Source organism: Bifidobacterium biavatii DSM 23969 (assembly GCF_000741165.1).
Lineage (GTDB): Bacteria > Actinomycetota > Actinomycetes > Actinomycetales > Bifidobacteriaceae > Bifidobacterium > Bifidobacterium biavatii.
This window is the reverse complement of record NZ_JGYN01000023.1, coordinates 59,213-84,103: the sequence shown is the minus strand read 5'-3', so window position 1 is coordinate 84,103 and position 24,891 is coordinate 59,213. Positions and strand designations below refer to the sequence as shown.

The 24,891-nt window shown below is 63.2% G+C and carries 14 protein-coding genes and 1 tRNA gene; 9 read left to right on the top strand and 6 right to left on the bottom strand.

Going from position 1 to position 24,891, the window contains the following annotated elements; genetic code table 11:
* Positions 1 to 88: 88 nt before the first annotated feature.
* The 5 genes from BBIA_RS08560 to BBIA_RS08540 all read right to left on the bottom strand — a co-directional run bounded on the left by BBIA_RS08560 (position 89) and on the right by BBIA_RS08540 (position 11,458).
* Positions 89 to 6,886: a Cna B-type domain-containing protein gene (locus tag BBIA_RS08560; protein WP_033495050.1), complete on the bottom strand. Its 6,798-nt coding sequence runs from the start codon at positions 6,884 to 6,886 to the stop codon at positions 89 to 91.
* Positions 6,887 to 6,967: 81 nt separating this feature from the next.
* Positions 6,968 to 7,306: a hypothetical protein gene (locus tag BBIA_RS08555; RefSeq protein WP_152600610.1), complete on the bottom strand. Its 339-nt coding sequence runs from the start codon at positions 7,304 to 7,306 to the stop codon at positions 6,968 to 6,970.
* 572 nt (positions 7,307 to 7,878) lie between these two features.
* Entirely contained in the window at positions 7,879 to 8,241 is a 363-nt protein-coding gene (locus tag BBIA_RS08550; RefSeq protein ID WP_033495046.1) for an endonuclease domain-containing protein, read from the bottom strand.
* A gap of 432 nt (positions 8,242 to 8,673) precedes the next feature.
* A complete protein-coding gene (locus tag BBIA_RS08545) occupies positions 8,674 to 10,104 on the bottom strand; it encodes a DUF4032 domain-containing protein (protein ID WP_033495044.1) in 1,431 nt (476 codons plus the stop codon).
* Between the two features lie 226 nt (positions 10,105 to 10,330).
* A complete protein-coding gene (locus BBIA_RS08540) occupies positions 10,331 to 11,458 on the bottom strand; it encodes an ABC transporter ATP-binding protein (RefSeq protein ID WP_033495042.1) in 1,128 nt (375 codons plus the stop codon).
* Between the two features lie 757 nt (positions 11,459 to 12,215).
* Between BBIA_RS08540 and BBIA_RS08535 the strand changes: the two genes are divergently transcribed.
* The 8 genes from BBIA_RS08535 (at position 12,216) to BBIA_RS08500 (ending at position 22,564) form a co-directional block, all read left to right on the top strand.
* Complete coding sequence (locus tag BBIA_RS08535) at positions 12,216 to 13,646, top strand: ATP-binding protein (protein ID WP_238548476.1); 1,431 nt, start codon at positions 12,216 to 12,218, stop codon at positions 13,644 to 13,646.
* Between the two features lie 104 nt (positions 13,647 to 13,750).
* A complete protein-coding gene (locus tag BBIA_RS13865) occupies positions 13,751 to 16,192 on the top strand; it encodes a serine/threonine-protein kinase (RefSeq protein ID WP_152600605.1) in 2,442 nt (813 codons plus the stop codon).
* 204 nt (positions 16,193 to 16,396) lie between these two features.
* Positions 16,397 to 17,383, top strand: a complete 987-nt coding sequence (locus BBIA_RS08525) for a DsbA family protein (RefSeq protein WP_033495010.1) — start codon at positions 16,397 to 16,399, stop codon at positions 17,381 to 17,383.
* Positions 17,384 to 17,550: 167 nt separating this feature from the next.
* A tRNA-Thr gene (locus tag BBIA_RS08520) sits at positions 17,551 to 17,624 on the top strand.
* Positions 17,625 to 17,913: 289 nt separating this feature from the next.
* A complete protein-coding gene (locus BBIA_RS08515) occupies positions 17,914 to 19,719 on the top strand; it encodes an aggregation-promoting factor C-terminal-like domain-containing protein (protein WP_033495008.1) in 1,806 nt (601 codons plus the stop codon).
* A gap of 129 nt (positions 19,720 to 19,848) precedes the next feature.
* Complete coding sequence (gene rsmA / locus BBIA_RS08510; RefSeq protein WP_051923923.1) at positions 19,849 to 20,811, top strand: 16S rRNA (adenine(1518)-N(6)/adenine(1519)-N(6))-dimethyltransferase RsmA; 963 nt, start codon at positions 19,849 to 19,851, stop codon at positions 20,809 to 20,811.
* Positions 20,804 to 21,796 carry a 4-(cytidine 5'-diphospho)-2-C-methyl-D-erythritol kinase gene (locus BBIA_RS08505; protein WP_081892184.1) on the top strand — a complete coding sequence of 331 codons (993 nt, stop codon included), beginning with the start codon at positions 20,804 to 20,806 and terminating at the stop codon, positions 21,794 to 21,796. The genes rsmA and BBIA_RS08505 overlap by 8 nt, the downstream gene beginning before the upstream one ends.
* Before the next feature lie 57 nt (positions 21,797 to 21,853).
* Entirely contained in the window at positions 21,854 to 22,564 is a 711-nt protein-coding gene (locus BBIA_RS08500; protein WP_033495007.1) for a LytR C-terminal domain-containing protein, read from the top strand.
* A 94-nt stretch (positions 22,565 to 22,658) separates the two neighbouring features.
* Here the strand turns inward: BBIA_RS08500 and BBIA_RS08495 are convergent, their stop codons facing one another.
* Complete coding sequence (locus BBIA_RS08495) at positions 22,659 to 24,071, bottom strand: CCA tRNA nucleotidyltransferase (protein ID WP_033495005.1); 1,413 nt, start codon at positions 24,069 to 24,071, stop codon at positions 22,659 to 22,661.
* 88 nt (positions 24,072 to 24,159) lie between these two features.
* Here BBIA_RS08495 and BBIA_RS08490 point away from each other — a divergent pair, with 88 nt between their 5' ends.
* The gene (locus BBIA_RS08490; RefSeq protein ID WP_033495003.1) at positions 24,160 to 24,891 is read left to right on the top strand and encodes an NUDIX hydrolase; all 732 of its coding nucleotides are present in this window, start codon (positions 24,160 to 24,162) and stop codon (positions 24,889 to 24,891) included.

The window sequence follows — 24,891 nt, the reverse complement described above, 5'->3', positions numbered from 1 at the left end:
GAGGCGATGACCCCGGCAAGATTTCTCGACTCCGACCTACGGCCTTCGCTCGAAATGACATCGGCAAATGCCTTTTTGGCGTTCCGAATCATCGGGAGCCTCCCTTCTTGGAGTGCTTGGTGCCGCTGACGTATTGGCGGGCAAAGAACACGCCGCTGAGGACGATCATCGCGAAGCCGATCAGCATGGTGCGGACGATGCCGTTGCCGCCGGTGTCCGGCAGGACTGGGGCGATGGTGTTGGTGATCGTGTAGCCGGTGTCCTGGTCGCCGGTGATGATCGGCGACTCGTAGCCGGGCAGCGTAATGATATTGCCGTCCTTATCGACCTCGCGCACGACGTAGGTCTTGTGCGCGCTCAACTTGTGCGCCACGCCTTGCGCATCCGTGTAGTAGTTAAACGTATGCGACCACGGATTGTCTCCGGTGCCGATCAGTTTCACCGGAGCGCCGAGCGCGATCATAGTGCTGTCGACATTCTGCAGAGCTGATGCGCCGTTCGTATTGGCCGCGCACGCAGTCGTCTCGACGCCGTTGATCGTTTCGGTCGTGCCGCTAAACAGGCATTGGTACAGCTGCACGTAGATAACCGGCTGACCGGCACTATCGACCGGTCGTTTGCTTTCCGCGTTGTCGTAGTCGTTCCACGCCTTATATACGGTAAGACTGGCCGTATCCGGTTGGTTCGTGTTCGTGACCGACAGATCGTACGCGTTGACGGTCGGGGCCGCGTGTTCGTCGGCAGTAGTACCGTCACCGGTCGATTCATCGGACGATGTTGCAGTATCGATCACGGTCTGATCGGTCTGTTCCGACAACGCCTTGCCGGTGGTGTCGGTGATTGTGGCCTGGTAGTTGGGCACGCGCTGTTCGGTCACGCTGTAGCGGATCAGCTTGCCTTTGTAGTACTTCGGCAGGTTCTCGAACGTGTACGTCCACACGTCCGGGTCGGTGGTCGTCCCAGTGGCATCTCCCGACGAGTCGGAACCATCCGCCGTGTCGGAATCCGCGGCGGTACCAACCGAACCGTCGGATGCCGCGATCTTCTTCGCGTTGGCCTTGGTCAGCACGATGCAGCTGCGTCCCCAAATATCCGTGTTGTCCGACGCGCACTTGTCATTCTCGCTCGCATTGTACTGCGGCACGGGCCAGCCGTTGGAACCGGTCCAGACGCTCGACAGCAACCACAGCGTCACCGAACCCGGCCGCTGTTCGTTGAAGTTCTGCTGGTCTTCCCAGATCTTGTTCACCGTGACGGCCACGGTGGCCGGCGTGTGCTTGTTGGTGATCGTGAACAGCTCGAACTTGCCGTGCTCGTTGCCCGTCTTCCCCGGCTCGATGACCGTGATCACGGGAGCGCACGTCTTCTTGCCGTCGGCCGAACCCTCGGCCGAGTCATCAACCGTGCCATCGGTATTGGCCGCAGTGCACTGGCCGTTCTCGTCATAGCCGTTGTACCCGTCGATCGGGTCCTCGACCACGCGGAACGTGTACGGGTTGCCGTCCGCGTTGTTCTTCGGCAGGTTCTCGAGCGTCCACTTCCATTCGCCGTTGCCGTTCGGCTCGAGCGTGGTGGTGATGAGCTGGTCGGAACAGGTCTGTTCCACCGTGGTGTTGTTCGGCCCCGGCACCTTGCAGGTCGCGTCGCCGTACACGATGATGCCGATGCCGTCCGGCCGCAGACCGTCCTGATCGTCGCCGTCGTCCCAGTGCTTGACGATCTCGATGCTGGTCGAGTCGGGCTGGTGGATGTTGGTCATCGTGAACTCGTACCCGTTCAAGCCGGGCTTCTTGCTGATCGAGTTGTGGTACTCGTCATTAAGATTGCCCTGATATCCTTCGGCAGCCCAAAGTTCCTCGTCCACGGTGTAGACGATACGGTTGCCCTGAGCGTCCTTCGCCGGCAGATCGGTCCAGTCGTGCGCGGCCGCCGTGTTGGGACACTGAGTATCATTCTGCGTCTTGGTTTGATCCGTGGTCTTAAGCGGGCATTCATACAGTTTGACGCGGTACTGGTCACCTTTCATCGGCTTGCCATTCGCGTACAGCTGCGCGTATACGGTTACGCCGGTACGTACGCCATCCCTGTTCTGCTGGTCTTCCCAGCGCTTGCGCACGGACATGCTCACGTACTGCTTGGCCGCATCCTCGACGCGGATCACGTTGCCGGACTGGGCCACGCCGTCGATGATCACCTTGCCGTTGTGCACGGTGAACTCGATCGGCTCGGCGATCAGGTCGTAGCCGGTCGGGGCCTTGGTTTCCTCCAGCTTGTACGTGCCGTTCGGCAGCTGGAACGACTTCGGTCCGTCCGCGCTCGACGTCCACGTTTCGCGTACGCTGTCGTTCTCGAACGTGGTGCCGGTGAGCTTGAATTCGGCGCCCGGCAGTTCGGCGGTGCCCGAGACGGCGACCTTGGAGACGGTCACGTTCGTCTCGTCCGGCTCGTCGATCATGACAATTTTGTTGTTGTCTTGCTCCTTGCCGTTGATCGTGACCGTGCCGTCGAGGTTGACGTTGAACACGATGTCGGATGCGGGGCGATAGCCGGCCGGCGCTTCGCTTTCGTGCAGCGTGTACGTGCCGGGGTTGAGCGTGATGAGCTTGTTCGTGCCGTCGGTCGTCCACGGGAAGGAATAGTCCTCGCCGGCGAGCGTGGTGCCGGTGATCTCGAGCTTGGCGCCCTTGATTTCGCCGACGCCGTCGGTCAGGCTCTTCTTGGAGACGGTGACGCGGCGGGTCTGGTATTCGTCGGTCATGACGATCGTGTTGCCGTCGAGCGGTTTGCCGTCGACCTTGATGGTGAGCTTGCCGGTCTTCTCATCCTGCTCGACGGTGAAGTCGATCGGATCGGCGGTGCGATAACCGGTCGGGGCCTTGGTCTCCTCAAGCCGGTAGGTACCGGGCTTGAGTTTTTCCGCGTGCGATGCGCCGGCCTTGCTGGTCCAGGTGATCGTCTTGAACGTACTGCCGTCGGCAAGCGTGCCGGAGAGCTTCATGCCGACACCGGCGATTTCGGTGCCGCCGAGATCGCGCTTGGAAATGTAGATTTCCTCAGATTCGGGATGATGCGTGTTGGTCACGACGAAGCCCGCGCTTGCGCTGCCGGTGACGGCGACGGTGTATTTGGCCGGCACGTCGTCTTCTTTCACCGTGTATGAGATCGGATTGCCGTTCTCGTACTTGGGCAGGTTGTCGAACGTAGCCTTCCAGCCGTTCTTCTCGTTGAGCGCGACAGTCTTGTCGGTGGCCTTGCCGTTGGCGTACAGACGCACGGTCACATCGTTCGGGCGGAGCTTGTCGGCATTGTCGGCATCGTCCCAGACTTTGCGGACCGCGATCTGCGTGACGGCTGGCGTATGCGTGTTGGTGACGCAGTAGTGCGTGACTTGGTCCGCGTCGCTTGCGGTGCAATCGGTTACCGGGCCTTGCGTGTAGTCGGCCTTGTCGCCGCCTTCGGCCTTCTGGTACTGTTCGCGCACCTCGTAGGTCACGGACTTGCCCTGTTCCATCACGGGCAGGTTGCCCCATTCCACGGTCAGGTCGTCGCCGATCGCGCTCGGGCGGATCACCTTGTCCTGCGCGGCCATGTGCGTCGCCTCGCCGTCGCCGACCTTCTTCCACAGCTGGAACGTGACGGTGCCGCGGCCGCCGTCACGGCCGTCGCCGTCATCCCAGATCTTCGTGGCACGGATCTTCGTGGTCTCGCTGGAATCGGCCACGGTCACGACGTTCTGCTTGTCGCCGTTCGTGCCGGCATCGCCGGTCGCCGCGTCCTTGCCGTCGACGATCACCTTGCCGGCATCGGTCACGACGATCGTGACCGGCTTGGCCGTCTCGTAGCCGTCCGGGGCCTTCGTTTCGGTGAGCGTGTACGTGCCGGGCGTGAGGTCCGTGAACGTATGCGACGTCTTGCCGTCGGCGTCCCACGTCTGCGTCGCAAAGCTTGCGTCGCCGTCCTTCGTCAGTTCGAACTTCGCACCGGCGAGCGGCGTGCCGCCCTCGTCGGTCTTGAACAGCGTGAAGCTCTTCTTGACCCGACCCTGGTTGCTGACCGGCAGCATGTACGTCTGCAGCACGATCGGCTTGCTCGTGACGGTACCGTTCTTGTCGGTCGATTCGACCGTCGTCATCGACTTGATCAGCGAGTGGCCGTCGATCGTCACGCCATCGTAGAACCCGTCGTACGTATCGTTCTTGACGTGATCGTTGCCGGGGAACACGACGTACCACACGGTATCCGCACCAAGCTGGTAGCCGCCTTCCGGCTCTCTCGTTTCGGTGACCTTGTACACGATGTCCGGGTTGAGCGCCACCGTCGGGGTATAGCCGTTCGCGGCGGAGGTCAGGTTCGAGGTGACCGTCGTGGACTTGGTCGCGTCGTACGTCCACTGCTTACCTTTGTTCGCCTGCGAATCGGCGTCGATCGACAGCTGTTCCACCTTGAACACCGCGCCGTTCAGCGGCTTGCCGGTGTCGCCGTCCGCGTACTTGTAGATCTGCAGCGCGTTGTTCTCGGACGAGATGCCACCGAGCGCCTTCTGCACCACGCCGGTCTGCGTTTGCGTGGACGTCGTCTCGCCCACGCCGCTGCCCTTGAGCACCACCTTGTTGGCGCCGAGGCTGCCGGTGAACGACTCCCCCGGCTTGAGCAGCACGGACGCCTTGTATTCGATCGTGATCGCGCGGCCGTCCGGTATCTTGAACGTCGTCGTGCGAGTCGTCGGATCGTACGCGTACGACGCGCCGGCCACATCGGCCTTGGTCTTCGTGTCGACGATGCGCACGCTGTCCATACGCAACGCGAGCGCCTCGCCCATCGTATCGGTCAACGTGAGCGTCTCGCCCTTGTTCAGCTGGGCCGCGGTCGAGTTCACGCTGATCGAATAGTTGATGTACGGCGCGGTCGCGGCCGAATACGTGCCCTTCTTGACCAGAATCGACGGCGGATTGCCGCCTTCGGTCGCGGTGTCCGGCAGCTGTTCCTTGCCGTCGACGGTGATCTTCGCGCTGTTGGTGTACTGGTCCCACGACGGCACGCCGATCAGGCCGTCGAACGTCGTGTCGTAGATGATGCGCAGTCCGGTGCTGGTCTGCGCGGCCTTGAACGCGGGCGTGCCCGGCGTGATCGTGAACGTGACCGTGCCGTCGCCGTTGTCGGTCGCCGTCATGCCGTCGACCTGGACGCCCGACGGGTCGACCGCGCGCGCCGAACCGGAGATGTAGATGTGCTTGACGGTCTTCTTGTTGTTCGTGGGCAGCGTATCGGTGATGCTCACGGACTTCGTGCCGGACGCGATGTCGTGCACGGTGAGCAGCCAGCGGAACCTGCCGCTGTTGCCGCCGGGCTGGTTGTCGGTGCCGGCGGTCGGGTCGTAATACTGGTACGTGTTGCTTTTGGTGAGGTTGTCGACCTTGTTGGTGTGGCTGGCGGTCACGTCCTTGCCTGCGAAGTTGGCGGTGTTGTAGAACGTTTCGCTGGCGCTGACGCCGTTGTTCATCACGGACTGGTACGCGATGTAGATCTTCGTGCCCTTGGCCAGCTCGTTTTTGAACGTGATCGTGAACGACTTGCGGTCCTTGGCGAGGGCGATCTTGTAGTTCGCGGACGCGTACGGCTGCTTCTGGTCCGCGTCGGTGTACAGCTTGATCGAGCCGGGCTTGATCTTCTGGAAGTCGCCGGCGATCGTGCCGTCCTGCTGCTTGTCGAGGGTGTCGGTGAGCACCTGGTCGGCCGGCAGCTTTTCGAGCGCGGTGAACGTGGTCAGCCAGCTCATGGTCTTGCCGTCTTCTGCGGTGGAGACGTACTGCTTCGCCAGATCGACGCTGTTGCGGGTCACAGTGACGGTGCCGCCGCCGGCGCTCGGTTTGCCTTCCTCAGGCGTCACTTCGAAACTGTTGCTGTACTGTTTCGAATTGCCGATGCCGGGCTCGGTCGCCAGTTCGGTCTGGTAGACGATCTGGTAGAACGGATACGCCTTGCCGCCGGGATACGTCGGCAGCACGGCGGTGCCATTTTCGAGCTCTTGCCACGTCACGGTCTTGGTGGTCGCCGGATTGTTCCAGTCGTTTTCAATGCCTTGGATCGTGACGGTGCTGTTCGGGTCCGGCTTCTTGAGTCCGTCGCCGAGAATGTCCTTGACCGTCACTTTGCCGGCGGTGTCCCCGCCGCCGCCGATGATGACCTTCCATTCGATCACGGACTTGCCGGTGATCGGATCCACTTTTGTGGTGCCGCCCTTGTTCACGTACCAGTTGGTGCTGATCTCGAGCTTCTTGTTGGTTTCCTTGTTGTTCAGGTCCTCGTCGCTGTGGTAGACGACCTTGTTGTTGATGAGGTCGACGTTGCCGTTCTTGGTCGCATCGATTACGGACTTGCGGTCGATCTTCACGTAGTACTTGAGCCGTACCGTCTCGCCGTCGGCCATCTGGTCGATGTTCACGGTGAAGCCGTGGTCGCCGACGTTGGATTTGCTCCAGCCGCCGTCGTATTTCTCGGTGAGCTGGGCGTTCTTGTAGATCTCGATCGGGTGGTCGGCGTCGTTGAGCAGGGTGAGCAGGTTGCCCATCGTGTCTTTGAGGTTGACGTTGGTGTTGGTGCCGGTGGAGGTCACGTCGACCACGTAGTAGAAGACGGTCGGGTCGTCGGTCGAGACGGCGCCGTTCTTGATGGCTTGGACCGAGTGGACCGGTTTGACGTCGACGTCGACCGTGCCGAAGCCGGGGAATTCGAATGAGGTTTTGCCGCCTTCGGTGTCGGTGTCAGTCGACTGGCGGATGGTGCCTTCTGCGGTGACGTAGGCTTTGACGTTGCCGGTGGTGCTGTCGCCGCTGGTGTAGGTGGCGACAATCTTGCTGCCGTTGATGGTGAACGTGCCCTTTTGCACGCCGCTTTCGTCGTAGATCGGGTAGGTTTCGCCGCTTTTGAAGGTGATGCCCTTGGGCAGGTCGTAGGTGAACGTGTCGCCCTACTTGATGCCGCCGCTCACGCCTTCGGAGTTGTTCGGCACGCTCCAGTGCAGTTCGAATTTAACGGTGTCGCCGTAGTTGACATTCATGCCGGAGGTGTAGGGCTTGCCGCCGATCATGAGGGAGGTTGCGTCTTTGTCGACCCAGCCTTTTTGTGCGCCGCTCAGATCATAGGTGTCGGCTGCCCGTGCGGTCGGCACGGCGACCAGCATTCCGGCAAGCAGCATTGCAAGCACCGCAATTATGGCTGATAACGTTTGCATCAACTTGCAAACACAACCCCGAAGCTCTTGTCGACCCATCGTCTTCCTTCCGCCACGCATCTCTTCGTCGAACATCAAGGACTTCCCTCGTCCACGGCTAGAATAAAACACTTTTGAGCAAAACACCAAATCGTGCACCGTTTCGAATACACCCCCTTACTCGGGGAGCCAGTGAATAAGAATCTAATTCTTTCGGAATGAAAACGTAGTCAATACCTCATTGTATTGTTCATTACATCATCTCGCATTATGGTATCGATACCAGTATTCCGGCTCTTCGCATTTTGGCGTGTATGAGTTCTGTAATCCGGGGGCGGTTCGAGGTATCGGAATCGCGCTATCGCGCGATGCTGTGCTGTCAGCGGCAGCGGTAGCTGCCGCCAAGGCAAGTGTTCAACGCTTGTGACGCTGGCGGTAGCCGCGGCTCCCTCGGCTAGGCCGAGCCGTGAAGAAAACAGTCCAGTGGACTGTTTTTAGGCGAGGAGCGAGCGATAGCGAGCCAGCAATACTGCTCGCGAAGCGAGTCCATAATTGCAGGACGCTGTCGACCGAAGGTCGACTGGGGGAGCGTCGCGGCACGTTAGTGCCGCCAACAAACACAGCATCGCGCGACAGCGCGATACCAATACCAGAGCCGCAACACCCTCTTATCGCATGGCAATCCTTGCTGCCACCACCCGGTCAATCTCCATGCACACCTCATGGAACATGCGATCCACCTGATTGTTCGCAAACCTCACCACCAACAGGCTTGCAGCCTCCAAATCCCGAGTACGCGCAGCGTCCTTCGCTTGCTGTTCCGGTGTGTAGTGCCCGCCACCGTCGAGCTCGACCACGAGCTTGGCCTTCGCACAATAGAAGTCGACGATATACCGGCCGATTGGGGTCTGCCGCTGCCAGCGCAGGGTGTGAGTGCTCAGGAACCGGTACCAGAGTTTGCGCTCCCACGGGGTCATGTTCCTGCGCAGTCGCCTGGCTATAGGCGTGTTTGCTTTGTCGTATTCCCTCATGGGTTGAGTGTAGCGGGTTGCGCGTGTGGTATCGGAATCGCGCTATCGCGCGATGCTGTGCTTGTTGGCGGCGCAGAGCGCCGCGACGCTCCCCCAGTCACGCTGCGCGCGACAGCGACCTGCAATTACGGACAGCCTTACGGCTGGCTGTTTACTGGCTCGCTATCGCTTGCTCCTCGCCTAAAAACAGTCCACTGGACTGTTTTCTTAACGGCTCGGCCTAGCCGAGGGGGCCGAGGCTACCGCCAGCATTGTGATGCGTTGAAAAGAACCAAACGCAGCGGCTGGGCCGCCGCTGGAAACAGCATTGCACGCGAGCGCAATACCGTTTCCAGCGCGCGGCAGCGCGATGCCGAGATTGCGCCACCGCGCAATCTCACGGCAACACGGCATCGCGCGACAGCGCGATTCCGATACCACCGGACTTCGCGTTTAGTGGCTCCACACCGCCGCATCCGGGTCGTCGTCCGGGTTGTAGTCGTCATCGTCGTCGTAGTGGGACGCGGAGTTCTCGTTGTACGTGTACTCGTCGTCGACCACGCCGGAATCGGCCTCCGCGTTGAGCGCGTCGAGATCCTTCTTGTCGAGCTTGTACTGCGGCAGCACGTTCTCAATGTAGCTCTTCACGGCCTCGGCCATCGGCACGTCGTGGCCGGCCTTCTCCGCCAGGAACCAGCGGTGGTCGAGCACCTCGTGGAAGAACTGCGCCGGCTCGATCTGCGAGCGGTACTCGCGCGGGATCATGCGCACGGTCGGCTCGTACACTTCGCGCATCCAGTCCGTCGCGACGATCTCCAGCTCCTCACCTTCGCGCCACGTCGACGCACGGTACGCGTCCAAATCGTTGAGCAGTCGGCGCGCCTGATTCTCCTGCACGTCGAGGCCGGTCAGACGCAGCAGCTTGCGCGACGCGTAGCCCGCGTCGACCACGCGCGGACGCACGAGCACGCGCTTGCCGTCGTCCGCCGTCTTCATCTCCAGCTCGTCCACGTCGAAACCAAGCTCATTGAGCTTGTTCACGCGCTTCTCGATCTTCCACATCTCGTCCGGGCCGAACTTGTCCGTGTCCGTCAGCGCGCTCCACAGCGAATGGTAGCGGTCGGCGAGACGGTTGCCGACCTCGATCTCGTCGACGTCGCTCGGCAGCAGGCGGCCCGACGCGAGATCCATGAGTTCGCCGATGATGTTCGTGCGGGCAAGATCGATGTCGTACTCGCGCTGGCCTTCGGTCAGGTTGACGTGCAGATCACCGGTTTCGGCGTCGACCAGGAACGCAGAGAACGCGTCGGCGTCGCGCAGGAACAGAACGTTCGACAGCGAGACGTCGCCCCAGTAGAAGCCGGCTAGATGCAGGCGGACCATGAGCACGGCAAGCGCGTCGATGAGACGCTCAGCCGTGTCCGGGCGCAGGTTGCGCGCGAACAGCGCACGATACGGCAGGGAGAACTTGAGATGCTTGGTGACGAGGATCGCCTCGAGCGGCTCGCCTTCGCGATTGTGACGGCCGGTCACCACGGCGATCGGCTGGACGGTCGGCAGGTCGAGCTTCTGCAGTCGGCGCAGCAGCTCGTACTCGCGTTCAGCGACCTGACGGGTGATCTCCTTCATCGCGTAGACCTCGTCGCCCACGTGCACGAAGCGCACGACGTGGCGGGAGATGCCTCGCGGCAGGTTGGCGAGGAGTTCCTGCGGCCAGGTGGCGAGCGGTTTCTCCCACGGGAGGGTGAACATCTTCGGGTTCGAGCTGGCGGCGGTGATCTTCAGGGCCTGCGGCTCGGGGGTTTCGGCGGACACGTCCTCGGCTTTGACGGACGTGGCCTTGAGCGCACGAGGATCCAGTTGGGTCAAATCGTTAACTTCCATAGCCTTCTATCGTACTTGGGAACATGGAACGGGAAACGGCGCGAGTGGCGAAAGCCGGACGAAAGCCGACCGAAAACCAACCGCGCGTCGCCGGGCAAAAAGAAAGGCCCCGCTACCACGCGGGGCCTTTCCAACGAGGCCTAAGAGAGGAAGAGAAGTGCCTCGTTTAATGGTTGACATGGTTTTCTCCCATGCCAAGTATCTATCGGGCCAAGAGGCCGATCGACTAGTTCAGACGCAGCTCGGTCGACGGAGCGAACAGGTGCATCTTGGACGGATCGATCTTGATCTTGACGGTGTCGCCGACCTTCGGAAGCGCACGCGGGTTCACACGAATCGTGGTGAGCTTGTTCTGGTCGGACATGACCTGGGAGGCCTCGGCGGCGGAGCCATCGGTGATGATGTTGCCGTAGATGTAGCCGTCGGAACCCAGATCCTCGACGTTGACGACCTTCAGCGAGAACGCGTTCGGGTCATCCGGGGTGGCCAGGGAGGCGTCCTCCGGACGGAAGCCGACGACGATCTTGTTGCCGTCCTCGGCGGTCAGCTTGGCGACCGCTTCCTTCGGCAGATCGACGGTGTCCTCACCGATCTTCGCCTTGCCGTTGACCACCGGGTGGGTGTTCAGGTTCATCGACGGGGAGCCGATGAAGCCGGCGACGAAGACGTTGGCCGGACGATCGTACAGCTCGGTCGGGGCACCGACCTGCTGCAGGATGCCGAGCTTGATGACGGCGATGCGATCGCCCATCGTCAGAGCCTCGGTCTGATCGTGGGTCACGTACAGGGTGGTGACACCCAGCTGGCGCTGCAGAGCGGCGATCTGGGTACGGGTCTGGACACGGAGCTTGGCGTCGAGGTTGGACAGCGGCTCATCCATGAGGAAGACCTTCGGCTCACGGACGATTGCACGGCCCATGGCGACACGCTGACGCTGACCACCGGACAGAGCCTTCGGCTTGCGGTCGAGGTACTCGGTCAGGTCGAGGATCTCGGCGGCCTTCTCGACGCGCTTGCGGATCTCGTCCTTCGGGGTGCCGGCGATCTTCAGGGCGAAGCCCATGTTGTCGGCGACGGTCATGTGCGGGTACAGAGCGTAGTTCTGGAACACCATGGCGATGTCGCGGTCCTTCGGCTGCATCGTGGTGACATCCTTGCCACCGATGAGGATGCGGCCCTTGTTGACCTCTTCCAGACCAGCGAGCATGCGCAGGGTCGTCGACTTACCGCAGCCAGACGGGCCAACCAGCACCAGGAACTCGCCGTCCTTGATATCCAGATTCAGATCATCCACCGACGGCTTGTCGTTGCCCGGGTAGATACGAGTGACATGGTCAAAAACGACTTCTGCCATAATGTTTCATCCTTTCAGAGACAGGTACGTGTCTCACGATCCGTTGTAAAGGGATTTTTGGTTGTTGCTGTGCTTCAGTCCATGACTTCCCACATTGGCTAAGTCCCAAACCTCGGCGTTCAGTTATCTTCGGTTCGTTGAAGATCTCTTCGCTGAGCCACGTTCCACTATACACGCCGCCGCGCCCGCGTCAACGGCGTGTTTCGACGCTTTTGCCGCCGATTTGCAAATCATATCGATACGATTGTTTGCGATCACACAAACAACGCAAAATGCCCCCCCCCCCCCCGCACCTCAACCGCCCGCCCAAGATTCGTGGGCATACACGGTACATGAACGGACGAAAACAGGCCCGTTCATGTACCAGTTATGCCCACAACCTTGCAAATGAACGGCCTATGCCCACGATCGGCAAGTGGTAATGGACGGTCTATGCCCACGACCAAGATCCGCCTGTCGGCAGGACCGGTTCGAACTGCCCGCATTGTCCTGCCTATGCCCACAACCGACATTCCACCCCAAGCTTCTCCGTGCTCGAAGGTCTCATTGTGGGCATACACGGTACACTGGCGGCACTTGTGCTGACAGCCATATTATTTATTGTCACCGCAGTGACAGCCCCGGCCGCGATTGCCATCGACTATGGGATCGGGAAGCACGGCAGGGAGATTGGTCATACAGGCCCCTCACTCAACACTTCTCAAAATTTTTGAGAAGTTTTCCTCCAAACTTCTCAAAATTTTTGAGAAGTTGTAGCATGGAATGGCAAAGAGGCAACCGCTACGCCAAAGCACGCCGAAAGGAGGCATGGGCCATGGTCCCCGACAATCCGCGCGAATCGTACGCCATGCTCGTGCGAGAATCGATGCGATTCGACTTCCCCACCCCATTCCGCCGCGACGAGATCATCCGCAAGCTCGACGAGCCGGCCGCGTTCAACATCGTGCACATCATCACCGGCATCCGCCGCTGCGGCAAAACGTTCTACCTGTTCCAGAAAATCCGCGATCTGCTGGATTCCGGCGTTCCGCGCGACCATATTCTGTATTTCAACTTCGCCGACGATCGGCTGCTGCCGATGCCGGACACCGTGCTGGACGACATCGTCAACGAATACTGGCGACAGGTTCCCGACGCCCGGCGTGACGGAGCATACCTGTTTCTCGACGAAGTGCAGGAATGCGCGAACTGGCAGGGGTTCTGCCAGCGGATTGCGGAACACGAGAAAGTGACGCTGGTCATCACGGGATCGTCGTCGAAGCTGTCCAGCGACGAGATCGCGACGAACTTCCGCGGCCGTTCGCATCCGCATGAGATGGCGCCACTGTCGTTCCGCGAATACTGCCTGTTCCACGGCATCACGGTGCCGAAACGCGGCGACGCAACCGCCGACGCGTTCTCCCCGCAGGAGATCACCGACTTCGAAAGCGCATATGAACAGTACCTGATCACCGGAGGGTTCCCCGGAGTGCAGCGTCTTGACGCCCCGGATCGAACCGAAATGCTGCAGGGTTACATGCGCGACGTGGTCGCTCGGGACGTCGCCGAACGGTTCGGCCGCGAGAACATCGCGATGGCGACGCAGACCGCGCTGTATCTGCTGCGCAACACGGCGTGCGAGCTGTCGGTCAACTCGCTGGTCGCAGCGCTCAAATCCAACGGATGGAAAGTGTATTGGGACAAGGTCAATACGCTGCTGGACCTGTTCAAGCAGGCGTATCTGATCCACGAGCTGCCCGAATACCGCACGTCGTTCAAGCCGAACAGCACGAGCGTGCCCAAAATCTACGCGGTTGATCAGGGCATGGCGTACGCCGTGTCGCGGGCCAACCAGCAGGATCTCGGCAAGCGGCTGGAAACGGCCGTGTTCTGCGAGCTACGACGACGGACCGTCGGACGGAGAACCGAAGCTGTGACGTCGTACACCATGCCCGACGAGCGGCAGGAAAAGGTCGACTTTCTTGTCGGCGACGCACTGGCGGCCGAACCGTACGAACTGTTCCAAGTGGCTGCCTACATGACGACGGAGAAAACCCGCGCTCGCGAAATCGGCTCGCTGACTGCGGTCATGCGTCGTACCGGGCTTGATTCCGGCACGATCCTGACCTTGCGCGACGAGGAAACGGTCGGCGTCGACGCGGGGACGATCAACGTCATTCCGGCATGGAAGTGGGCGCTGCGCCAATAGATTTCCGTACGCAGCCACCGGGCGCGGCAAGGCGACATCGCGTGCCGCGATTCCTTTGCCGACACCGCGGCACACCCTGCCAGTCGAACGGATGTTTGGCTAGGATGGGAGCCATGAGTGACTTGAACGCGTTGAATTTGCAGACGGGCGACATCGTCGGCGGCTATACGCTGGTGTCCCGTCTGGGGGCGGGGGCAATGGGCTCCGTCTGGCGCGCCCGCGACGACGGCGGCCAGGAGTACGCGATGAAAATTCTGCGCGATTCGCTGGCGGACGACGAGAACGCCGACATGAACGATGACGACGTTCGCGAGCGCGTGACTGCCCGCGAACGGTTGCGCCGCGAGGCGATGGCATTGAAAAAGGTCGATCATCCGGGCGTGTGCGGGATCGTCGACATGGAGTTGGACGATTCGCTCGCATTCATCGTGACCGAATTGATCGAGGGCCGCAATCTGCGCGACGATGTGAAGGCGAACGGCCGTTATATCGGCGACGATCTGGAACGACTGGCGCGCAAGCTGATCGATGCGGTGAAGGCCGTGCATGCGGCCGGGATCGTGCACCGCGACATCAAGCCGACGAACGTGATGGTGTCGGCGTCCGGCCCGGTGTTGGTGGATTTCGGCATTGCGATGACGGGCGGCGAGAGCCATGTGACGCGCACCGGCCTGGTGATGGGCACGCCCGGTTTCATTGCGCCGGAGATCATCGACGGCGAGGAGTCGGACGACGAGACGGACTGGTGGTCGGTCGCCTCCGTGCTCGCGTTCGCCGCGACCGGCTCGCCCGTGTTCGGCACGAAGCCGATGATGGCGGTGCTGGAGCGCGCGGCCCGCGGCAACGCGAATCTGACGGGCCTGCCCGCCGGCACGATGGCCGCGTTCCGTTCGGCATTGAACCCCGATCGCAGCAAACGTTGTACACCGGACGAGCTGCTGCATGCGATTGCAGTCGATACGTTGAATCCGACCGTCTGGCAGGAGGCGGCGCTGGAAAGCGGTGAGACGGAGGTGGTGCGCCCTTTTGACGCGACGGGCGCGGGCAATCCGCGCCTGTTGTGGCGCGACGAGCCGACGATCATCGCGGCCGAACGCAACCGTGCGGCCACGCAACCGAACGCGCCGATCGTCATGCAGCCGCAGCCGAACGCCCCCGGCACCGGACTGGCCGCGGCGAGCAACGAAAGCACGGCGATCCTGCCGCCGATCGAACCGTCGGCGACCGTGCCGCTGCAATCGGCGCAACCCTCACAGCCCCCGCAGCCGCCGCAACGATCCGACGGCGAGCGCGCAACGTCGGAGCATCCCGTCGACCGGTTCCAGCCGGACGCAGCGGGCGGCCGACCGGCCCTGCGCAGGCTCGCTGGCACTGCCGAAACGCCAGCGAACCCGAGCGCAGTCGCCGAACCGTCGCGCCCGCCGTCATCGTCGGCCATCCCGAACGTGGCGACGATCGTCATTCCGAACCGTCCCGCGCCATCCGTGCCGCGCACCACGGTCATGCCGGACGGTCTGCCGCAGCGAACGAACGCTGCCGGCGACGATCCCGCGCGCACGCAGACCATCGGCGATCTGCCGACCGAAACGCTTGCGACCGACGCCACGCAGGTCATCTCGTCGCCCGTCGCGAATCCCGACGCCGACGCGCGCACGACGCGCACGGAGCGCGAACCGGAGGTCACGCAGGTCATGCGGCCGATGCCGACTGCCGAACCGGCCGGTCGCACATCCGACAGCACGGACGACATCACCGACACCGCCGAACCGCAGCCGATCGGCCAGACGCAACCGCCGTCCCTGCCGCCGCAGGACGAACAGCAGCAATGGCAGCAACCGACGTTCGCCGCCCCCTCCCCCGAACAGGTGGCGATCCGCCGCGGCATGTACCGGTCGCGCGGCCTGATGCCGCTGTGGACGCTCACGATTCCGGTCGCCGTGCTGGCTGCATCCCTGCCGCTCGTCGCGGCGATGCTTGCGGCCGTGCTGCTCTGGCTGATGATCGCGGCCGGATTTTCGACCGAGGCGCAGCTGTTGCGCGAGTCTCGCCGCGGCGGCGAGCGCCGGCCGAGCGACGCGTGGAGGCGCGCGGCGAGCCTGCCGTGGCATTTGGTGAAGGCGCTGCCGTTCGCCGCGTTGCGCACGCTGCTGTTCGCCGCGCCGATGACCGTGATGACGCTGCTGGCGACGTGGTCGCTGGGCTTGCCGAAGACGTCGATGGACCTGTTCGGCGTGGACTGGTTGACCGTGCCGATTCTGGACGCGTCGCCGTTGTCGGCCAGCGGCATGACGTTGGCGGCGGGAGCGGCGATCGGCTGGATGCTGTCCGTGTTTTCCGCGAACGCGGCGACGGTGCGGCTCGGCGCGGGCACGTTGCGCGGGCTGAAGCCGGAGGAGCCGTACGGCGATGGGGATGATCGCGACCGCCGCGTCACGCGTTCCCGCGTGCTGTTTGCGCTTTGGGCGGCGATGACGGCAGTGGCCGCGATCGAGCTCGGCGTGAACCCGATCATCAACTGGTGGCCACTCATCAGCGGCATCTGGTGATTGTGACGCAACGGGTATGACTACCCCTCAGTCAGCCTTCGTCTGCCAGCTCCCTGACAAGGGAACTTGAATACGGCATACGGTATCTGGTGAACGCTGGGCGAACTTGCCGTCCGGACATGGTAAGGACATGAACGCTCTCGGCGGAGCCGCACGGCAATCGGTTATTATGAGCGAGATTGTTGGGTTGAAAGGACTTTTATCATGGCTCAGGATCCGAAGAAGACTGTCAGGCGCAAATCGCGGGCCGACCGTCGCGCCGCCGAGGAGGCGCTCGCGCGCGCGGCCGAAGAGAAGGCGGCCAAGGAACGCAAGCAGCAGACCATCATCGGCGTGATCGCCGTGGCGATCGTGGCCGTGCTGGTTATCGTCGCGGGCATCGCCGTGTTCAATTCGACGCGCAAGTCCGCCGAGGAGCAGGCCAAGGCCAACATGTCGGTCACGGAGGCGTACAACGCAGTGCAGGCGGTGTCCGTCAAGCCGGAGCGCGCCGACAAGAAGGGCGGCATTCTCATTTCCAAGGACGGCTACGGCAAGTCGGTGGAAGGCGTGCCGACCGTGCAGGTGTACATGGACTTCATCTGCCCGGGCTGCGGTTCGCTCAACCGCCAGCTCGACCCGACGCTCATCAAGCTTATGGACGCCGGCCAGCTCAACCTCGACCTGCATTTCCTCTCGTTCATGGACAGCTATTCGACCGACGATTATTCGAGCCGTGTGGCGAACTCCGCGCTGTACATCGCCGACCATGACGATGATCCGAACCACCTGCTCGAATACGTCAAGAACGTGTACGCCGACGGCTTCCAGCCGGAGGAGGGCAGCTCGTACAAGTCGGTGAGCGACGACAAGCTCAAGGAGCAGGCCGTGGCCGCCGGCGTCTCGCAGGCTGTGGCCGACAAGGCGTACGGCCGCGACTATCAGGATTGGCTGGACGCGATGAACACGTACACGCCGAAGCGCAAGGAGCTGCTGAACACGACGGGTTCGTACGCCGGCTCGTTCACGACGCCGACGGTGATGATTAACGGCACGCGCTGGAACCTGTCCGACGTGTCGACGGCCGGTCTGTCCGTGACGGACGGATTCCTGCAGTCGATCGGCCTGGATTCGAGCAAGGTCGGCGACGCGAACACGCTGCCGTCGATCGGCTCGGACAAGCAGCCGATTTCGCTGACGACCGGCGAGTGACGTTCGGCTGAATCATCGATCGTTTGACGTGAATCGTGGGGCCCGCCGTTCCGCTTGGGACGGCGGGCCCCACGCATACGCCGACATATGACACCAGCCGAATTGAACATTCGGGACTTGCTGGTATGCTAGTCATTCGTCCGAAGTTGCCGTAAGGCAACGGGAGCGCCTCTTTAGCTCAGATGGCCAGAGCGGCCGCCTTGTAAGCGGCAGGTCGTCGGTTCGATCCCGACAAGAGGCTCGTCGCGCGGCAAAACGTCGTATAGTAGATACGTACGCAATGTTGCGTTGGAAAACTTAACCCGAGTAAGCGAGTCCCAGAAGTCTTCCCCCAACTTGTGGCTTCTGGAGACGAGGGCAGGGCATTCCCCCAACCAGCTCTGCCCCTATCAAGGGGGCGGGAATTTCCCCTTCTCTCCCGCCCCCTTTTTTCTTTGTTCATCGACATCGCGCGCAGCGCGATTCCAACGCTTTCAGACCGAACGGTTACAATGCGTGACGTAGTGCCCGCATACGGAAAGATGGTAACGATGGCAAGACGATGGACCCCGCAACGATTTGTAAAGTTGCGTCGACTGCGCGTCGCGGCCAGTGCGATCGTCGTTCTGGCAGTATCGCTGGGCATGTTCATGTTCACCGCACGCAAAACCGTGGCGATTACGGTCAACGGCGAAACCACGACGGTGACCACGTATGCAATGAGCGCGTCCCGACTGCTCGAATCGCAGGGCATCGACGTGAAGACGCACGACATCGTCGAATCGAGCGCGGGCGGCGAAAAACTCACGAATCACTCGGTGGTGACCGTGCAGAGCGCCTACCAGACCACCATCAGCATCGACGGCCAGGAGGTCCCCTTCTGGACTACGGCCACCAGCGCGGCCCAGCTGCTCGGCTTCTTCGAGGCGAACGAGCACGCCGCCGCCAAGGTCACCGTCAACATCGACAACATCTACAGCAAGCTGACCGGCGGTCTCGTCATCAACGCGGACGGTCCGGTTACCGTCATCGCCGACGGCAAGAGCTCCGTCGCACCGAACGGCAAGCTGCCGGCCGCGTCGATCCTCGACTCGAAGGGCATCACGCTCGGCAAGGAGGATCGCGTGAGCGTCGAAAAGGACGGCGGCAAGACGATCCTGCGCGTGCAGCGCGTCACGCACGGCGAGGAGACGCGCACCGTCGCGGTCCCGCACGGCACGCAGACGATCGAGGACCCGTCGCTCGCGGCCGGCACGACCGTGGTGCGCCAGCAGGGCGAGGACGGCGAGAAGCAGCAGACGTACAGCGTCACGTACGTGGACGGCAAGAAGGAGTCGGAGAAGCTCAAGTCGGAAACGACGACGAAGATCGCGATCGACACGATTATCGCGGTCGGCACGAAACAGCCGGAAACCAGCAAGAGCGACGATGCGGATAGCAGCGCGTCGTCCGGCAAGACGAACGGCCAGTCGTCCGGTACGTCCGGCAGCCAGTCGTCCGATGATGCGAACGCCGATACCAACGCCGATACGAACGGCAACGCCGGCGGCAAGAACGACTCAGCCAATGGCGGATCGTCCGCGAACGGCTCGAACGGCGCATCCGGCAACGGCACGACGACGAACGGTTCCACGGACAAGAACAACGGGAACGCTTCCAGCAACGGATCGTCGTCATCCAACGGCACGTCGGGCAACGCCGGCAACAGCAAGCCGAACGGCGGCACGTCGGGCAACGGCAAGCCGAACAACTCCGGCGGTACGAACGGCGGATCGTCGTCCGGCAGCGGCTCATCCGGCAACTCGGGCAACACCGGCAGCAACGGCAACTCCAGCAACTCCGGGGACAGCAACGCGAACGGCTCGGGCAACGCCGGCAATAACGGCAACAGCAGCAATTCCGGCAGCTCCAACAACTCGAACTCCAACACCAACTCCAGCGGCAATGCCGGCAACAACAGCAACAATTCCAACAGCGGATCCTCGTCCAACGGCAACGGCAACACCGGCAACAGCAGCAGCGACGCCTCCAACGCGCGCCTGTGGCGCCCCACTGCCGCGCAGGCGCAGGCGTACGCATCCGGCGCCGCGGCCCAACGCGGCTGGACCGGCGACGACTGGACCGCGCTGGTCAAGCTGTGGAACCGCGAATCCGGCTGGTCCTGGTCGGCGGAGAACAAGTCGTCGGGCGCCTACGGCATCCCGCAGGCGCTGCCCGGCAGCAAGATGGCGGACTTCGGCGCCGACTGGAAGAACGACGCGGCCGTCCAGATCGACTGGGGACTGGCGTACATCGCGCAGCGCTACGGCTCGCCGTCTAAGGCTTGGGAGCATTCGGAAAAGGAAGGCTGGTACTGATCGCGTCGCGCCCCTCGCATGAGGGACAATGGCAGGCAGGACACGACGGCACGAACCCGTCATCCCCGAACCGGCCACGAAACCGGAGCATCCGGGGCAACCGGGCAACCGCAGCAACGAGAGGTGAACATGAGCGAAGAACAGGAGCCGACGGCGACGCAGGACCAGCAGGACCGGCAAGGCCGTCTGCTGGGCGCGGCGGACATCCGCCGGATCGCGGCCGACGCGGGCATCAGCCCGACCAAGAAATTCGGACAGAATTTCGTGATCGACCCGGGCACGGTGCGCCGCATCGTGCGCGAGGCCGACGTGACGGCCGACACGCACGTCATGGAGGTCGGTCCCGGCCTCGGCTCGCTCACGCTGGCGATTCTCGAAACGGGCGCGGCGATGACCGCGATCGAGATCGACCCGCCGGTCGCCGAACGCCTGCCGCGCACGATCGCCGAATTCATGCCGGACGCGGTCGACCGGTTCCGCGTCGTCAACCGCGATGCACTCACCGTCACGCCCAACAACGTGCCCGACTTCAACGATGACGCCGCGTTCACGCTGGTCGCCAACCTGCCGTACAACGTGGCCACGCCGATCATCCTGACGCTGCTGGAACGCTTTGCGAACCTCGATTCGTTCCTCGTGATGGTGCAGAAGGAGGTCGCCGACCGGCTCGCGGCCGAACCCGGCAACAAGATCTACGGCACGCCGAGCGTGAAGCTCGCCTGGTACGGCAAGGCCCGCCGCGTGGGCAACATCGGCCGCAACGTGTTCTGGCCCGCCCCGAATGTCGATTCCGCGCTCGTGCGCTTCGACCGTCACACACCGGACGAGCAGGCCGAGCTGGCCGGCGGTGCCGACCGCGAGGCCACGTTCCGCCTGATCGACGAGGCGTTCGGCCAGCGGCGCAAGACGCTGCACGCCGCGTTGAAGAAAACCGTGCCGGCGGAGGCGTTCGGGCGCGCTGGCATCGATCCGACCCGTCGCGGTGAGACGCTGACGATCGCCGATTTCGCGCGGCTGGCGGCGGCATGCACGGCCGGGTCCGTGGCCGAACCGACGGCCGAACCGGCGACCAGCGGAGCCGACCATGACTGACACGCTCACCCCGGTCCGCCCGCGCGCCGACCGCCACCGCACGTCCGCCGCAGCATCGCACGTTCCGTCGAACGTCCCGACAGACGTTCCGTCTGGCGTCCCGCCGCTTACCGTAAGCGTCGACGTGCCAGCCAAAACCAACCTGACCCTGCACGTGGGCGCGCCGCGCGCCGAATGGGGCGGCCGCCACGAGCTCGACACGATCTACTGCGGCATGGGCGTCTACGACACGGTCACCGTCACGCGCAAGGAGCCGGGCAGCGGCTTTTCGCTCGACCTTACCGGCGAGCATCTGGGCGACCTGGCGAGCACCGGCAGCGACATGCGCCGCAACCATGCCGTATTGGCCCTGTTCTCGCTCGCCGAGGCGTGCGGCCGCGAGCCGGACGTGTCGCTGGGCATCGAGAAGCGCATTCCCGTGGCCGCCGGACTGGGCGGCGGTTCGGCCGACGCGGCGGGCGCACTGCTCGCGCTGAACGAACTGTGGTCATTGCACTGGCCAATCGGCCGGCTGCGCGAGATCGCAGCCACGCTCGGCGCGGACATGCCGTTCTGCCTGACCGGCGGATATGCGCGCGGCACCGGATTCGGCGAACGAATCGACGATATTCCTTCCGACTCCCCCGCCGCACGTCAGTTGCGCGAACGCGGTTTCGCCGGGCTTGCGATGATCGGCGCGTATGCGGACGCGCTGAGCACGCCGGCCGTGTACGCCGCGTTCGACCGGCTGGGAGCCGGCGACGGCGACGACAATCATCTGCAACATGCGGCGATCGCGCTGCATCCGCGCAGCGGCGACGCGATTCGCGAGGCCGTCGCGGCGGGCGCGCGTCAGGCGTTCGTGTCCGGTTCGGGACCGTCGGTTGTCGCGTTCGTCGCCGACGAGCGTGCGGCCGCGGACGTGCGCCGCGCGTGGACGGCGTCGCGGGCCGTGGACCGCATTATCATGGCCCAGGCTCCCGCCGTACCGCGAGTCAGGCGATGAAGCTAAGGTTGAAACAATCGAAACGCCTGAACCAATCAAACACCGGAGGAGCGGGTCATGAGTGAGCTATACGACGAGCGGCAGGCCCGCAAGGCCTACATGCGCCGGCGTCAGGTCAAGGTGTTTTCCGTCACCTTCGTGCTGCTGGCCGCGGCGCTGGTGGTGTCGCTGCTGTTCTACTTCCACCTGTTCGGGCTCGGCATTCCCGAGACGGCGGCCGTGCAGCCCAATTACGGCGTGACCGCGCCGTGCGTGCCGAACGGATCCGACGGCAAGCCGGCGAAGTATCCGGCCTACAACACCATCACCGTGCAGGTGGAGAACGGCACCGACCATCTGGGCTTTGCCGGCGCGGTCACCGACGCGCTGTCGAACCGCGGGTTCGTCATGCAGGACGCGGGCACGCTCACCAAGCAGAAGGACGGCAAGGAAGTCCTCGACAAGAACGGCGACACGATCGTCGACAGCAGCATCCAGCGCACCGTGATCTACTTCGGCAAGAACGCGATCGCGCAGGCGTACACGGTGAACGCGAACTTCACCGACGCGGTGATGATCATGGACGACCGCAGCGACATGCTCGTCACGGTCGTGCTCGGAGCCACGTTCAACGACCTGACCGCCAAGGATGCGCTGCCAGCCACCGGCGACACGATCGAGAGCATCTCCGGCTGCGTCGCCGCCGACAAGATGACCAACCTGCCCAAGGCGCTTATCCACACCGCCGTGGAACCGGCCCAAACCTCCGCCACGACGACCCAGCAGTAGGCTGCGCTACCGGCAGGAACAGCAACAACGAACGATGCCCGCTCCCCCGAACAGGGAGCGGGCATCGTTCGTTCGCGCCGCGAAATTCCGCAGGCTACAGTTCGGCGTACCAGCGCTTGAGCTCGGCGACGGCAACGTCGTGGTCGACGGGACCGTTATCGAGGCGGTATTCGAGCATGTGCTTGTACGCGCGACCGACCATCGGGCCGGGTTCAAGGCCGAGCAGCGACATGATCTCGTTGCCGTCCACGTCCGGGCGGATCGCGTCGAAGTCCTCCTTCTTCTTGAGCTCGCGCACGCGCTCCTCCATCTCGTCCATCGCGGACGAGAACACCATCGCCTTGCGCTTGTTCTGCGTGGTCGCGTCGGCGCGCGTCAGGCGGTTGAGCCGCTCGTACAGCGGACCGGCGTCCTTGACATAGCGGCGCACCGCGGAGTCGGTCCACGGCTCGTCCACGTAGCCGTGGAAGCGCAGGTGCAGGTTCACGAGCTCGCTCACGTCCTCGATGACGTGGTGGTCGAAGTGCAGTGCCTTGAGCCGCTTGCGCGTCATCTTCGCGCCGACCGCGTCGTGGTGGTGGAAGCTGACCTTGCCGCCCGGCTCGAACTTGCGTGTTTTCGGCTTGCCGATGTCGTGCATGAGCGCGGCGAGACGCAGCGTCAGGTCCGGCCGCGGCACAGGGCCGTCGTCGTCGGTTTCGAGCGCGACCGCGCGGTCGAGCACGATCATCGTGTGCTCGAAGACGTCCTTGTGACGGTGGTGTTCGTCGATTTCCAGCTGCAGCGCGGGGATTTCCGGGAACACGATGTCCGCGAGGCCGGAGTCGACGAGCGCTTCGATGCCGGCGCGCGGACGGTCGGACAGCAGCATTTTGACGAGTTCGTCGCGCACGCGTTCGGCGGAGACGATCTCGATGCGGTCGACCATGTCGGTGATCGCCTCGGCCGTTTCCGGTTCGATCGAGAAGCCGAGCTGCGCGACGAACCGCACGGCGCGCATCATGCGCAGCGGGTCGTCATCGAACGACTGACGCGGGTCGACCGGCGTGCGCAGGACTCCCTTGGCGAGATCGTTCGCGCCGCCGAACGGGTCGACGAATTCGAGCTGCGGGACGCGCAGCGCCATCGCGTTGACGGTGAAGTCGCGGCGGGACAGATCGCCCTCCAACGTGTCGCCGTAGCTGACTTCCGGCTTGCGCGAGTCCGGATCGTAGACGTCCGACCGGTATGTGGTGATCTCGACCTTGACTTCGGTGCCGTCCTCGCGCCGGCGCATCGCGCCGAGCGTGCCGAACTTGCGTCCCATGTCCCAGAAGCCGTCGCGACCCCACCTGCGCAGGATCGGCTCGAACTGCTCGGGCCGCGCCGACGAACAGAAATCAAGGTCATGCGACTTGCGGTGCAGCAGCAGGTCGCGCACCGGACCTCCCACCAACGCCAGCTCGTAACCCTGTTCGGCGAACAAACGACCCAGCTCAATGGCCTCCGGCCAGACTTCGAAATTCACGCTCACCCTCTTCAGGTCTCAAGGAAACTTTTGCTCTTATCAGCATAGCGTTACCCCACCAGCGCAAAGTATGAGTAAGGTGGTTACCATGATTACGCCAGCGGACCTCGCACGCATGCTCGACCATGCGTCGCGTCGTCGTACCCAAAATCCGCTGGCGCCGGACGAACTGATGTACACGTCGGAGTCCTCGGCACAGCTGTCGGAACAGGAATCCGACGGCATCGCGACGCTCACCGCAACCACGATCCGCGCAATCACGCCGGCGGAACAGCGGCCGGCTATCGCGGAACCGTCACACCCCCGCCGCCCCTCACCCGCGAACATGCCGCCTCGCCGCGCGCTGGACGGCCCAACCACGTTCGCATCGCTCGACGCGCAGGAACTGCCCGTCGTGCGCGAGTATTCCGCCGGCGGCCTCGTGTTCGACCGACACGGCCGCGTGGCGATCATCGCGCGCCATTCGCGCAGCGGACACCTCGAATGGTGTCTGCCGAAGGGTCACATCGAAAAAGGCGAGACGCCGCAGCAGACCGCCGTGCGCGAAGTCCACGAGGAAACCGGCATTCTGGGCGAAGTGGTCGATTCGATCGCGACCATCGACTACTGGTTCACCGGTACAAGCCAGCGCGTGCACAAGCTCGTGCACCATTTCGCGCTGCGCCAGGTGGGCGGCGAACTGAGCGTGGACGGCGACCCGGACCATGAGGCCGAAGACGCGATCTGGGTGGACTTCGAAGATTTGGACGGCGTGCTCAGCTATCCTAATGAACGCAAGATCGCATGGCTGTATGCCAAGAAACTGAACAGGCAGGCTTGA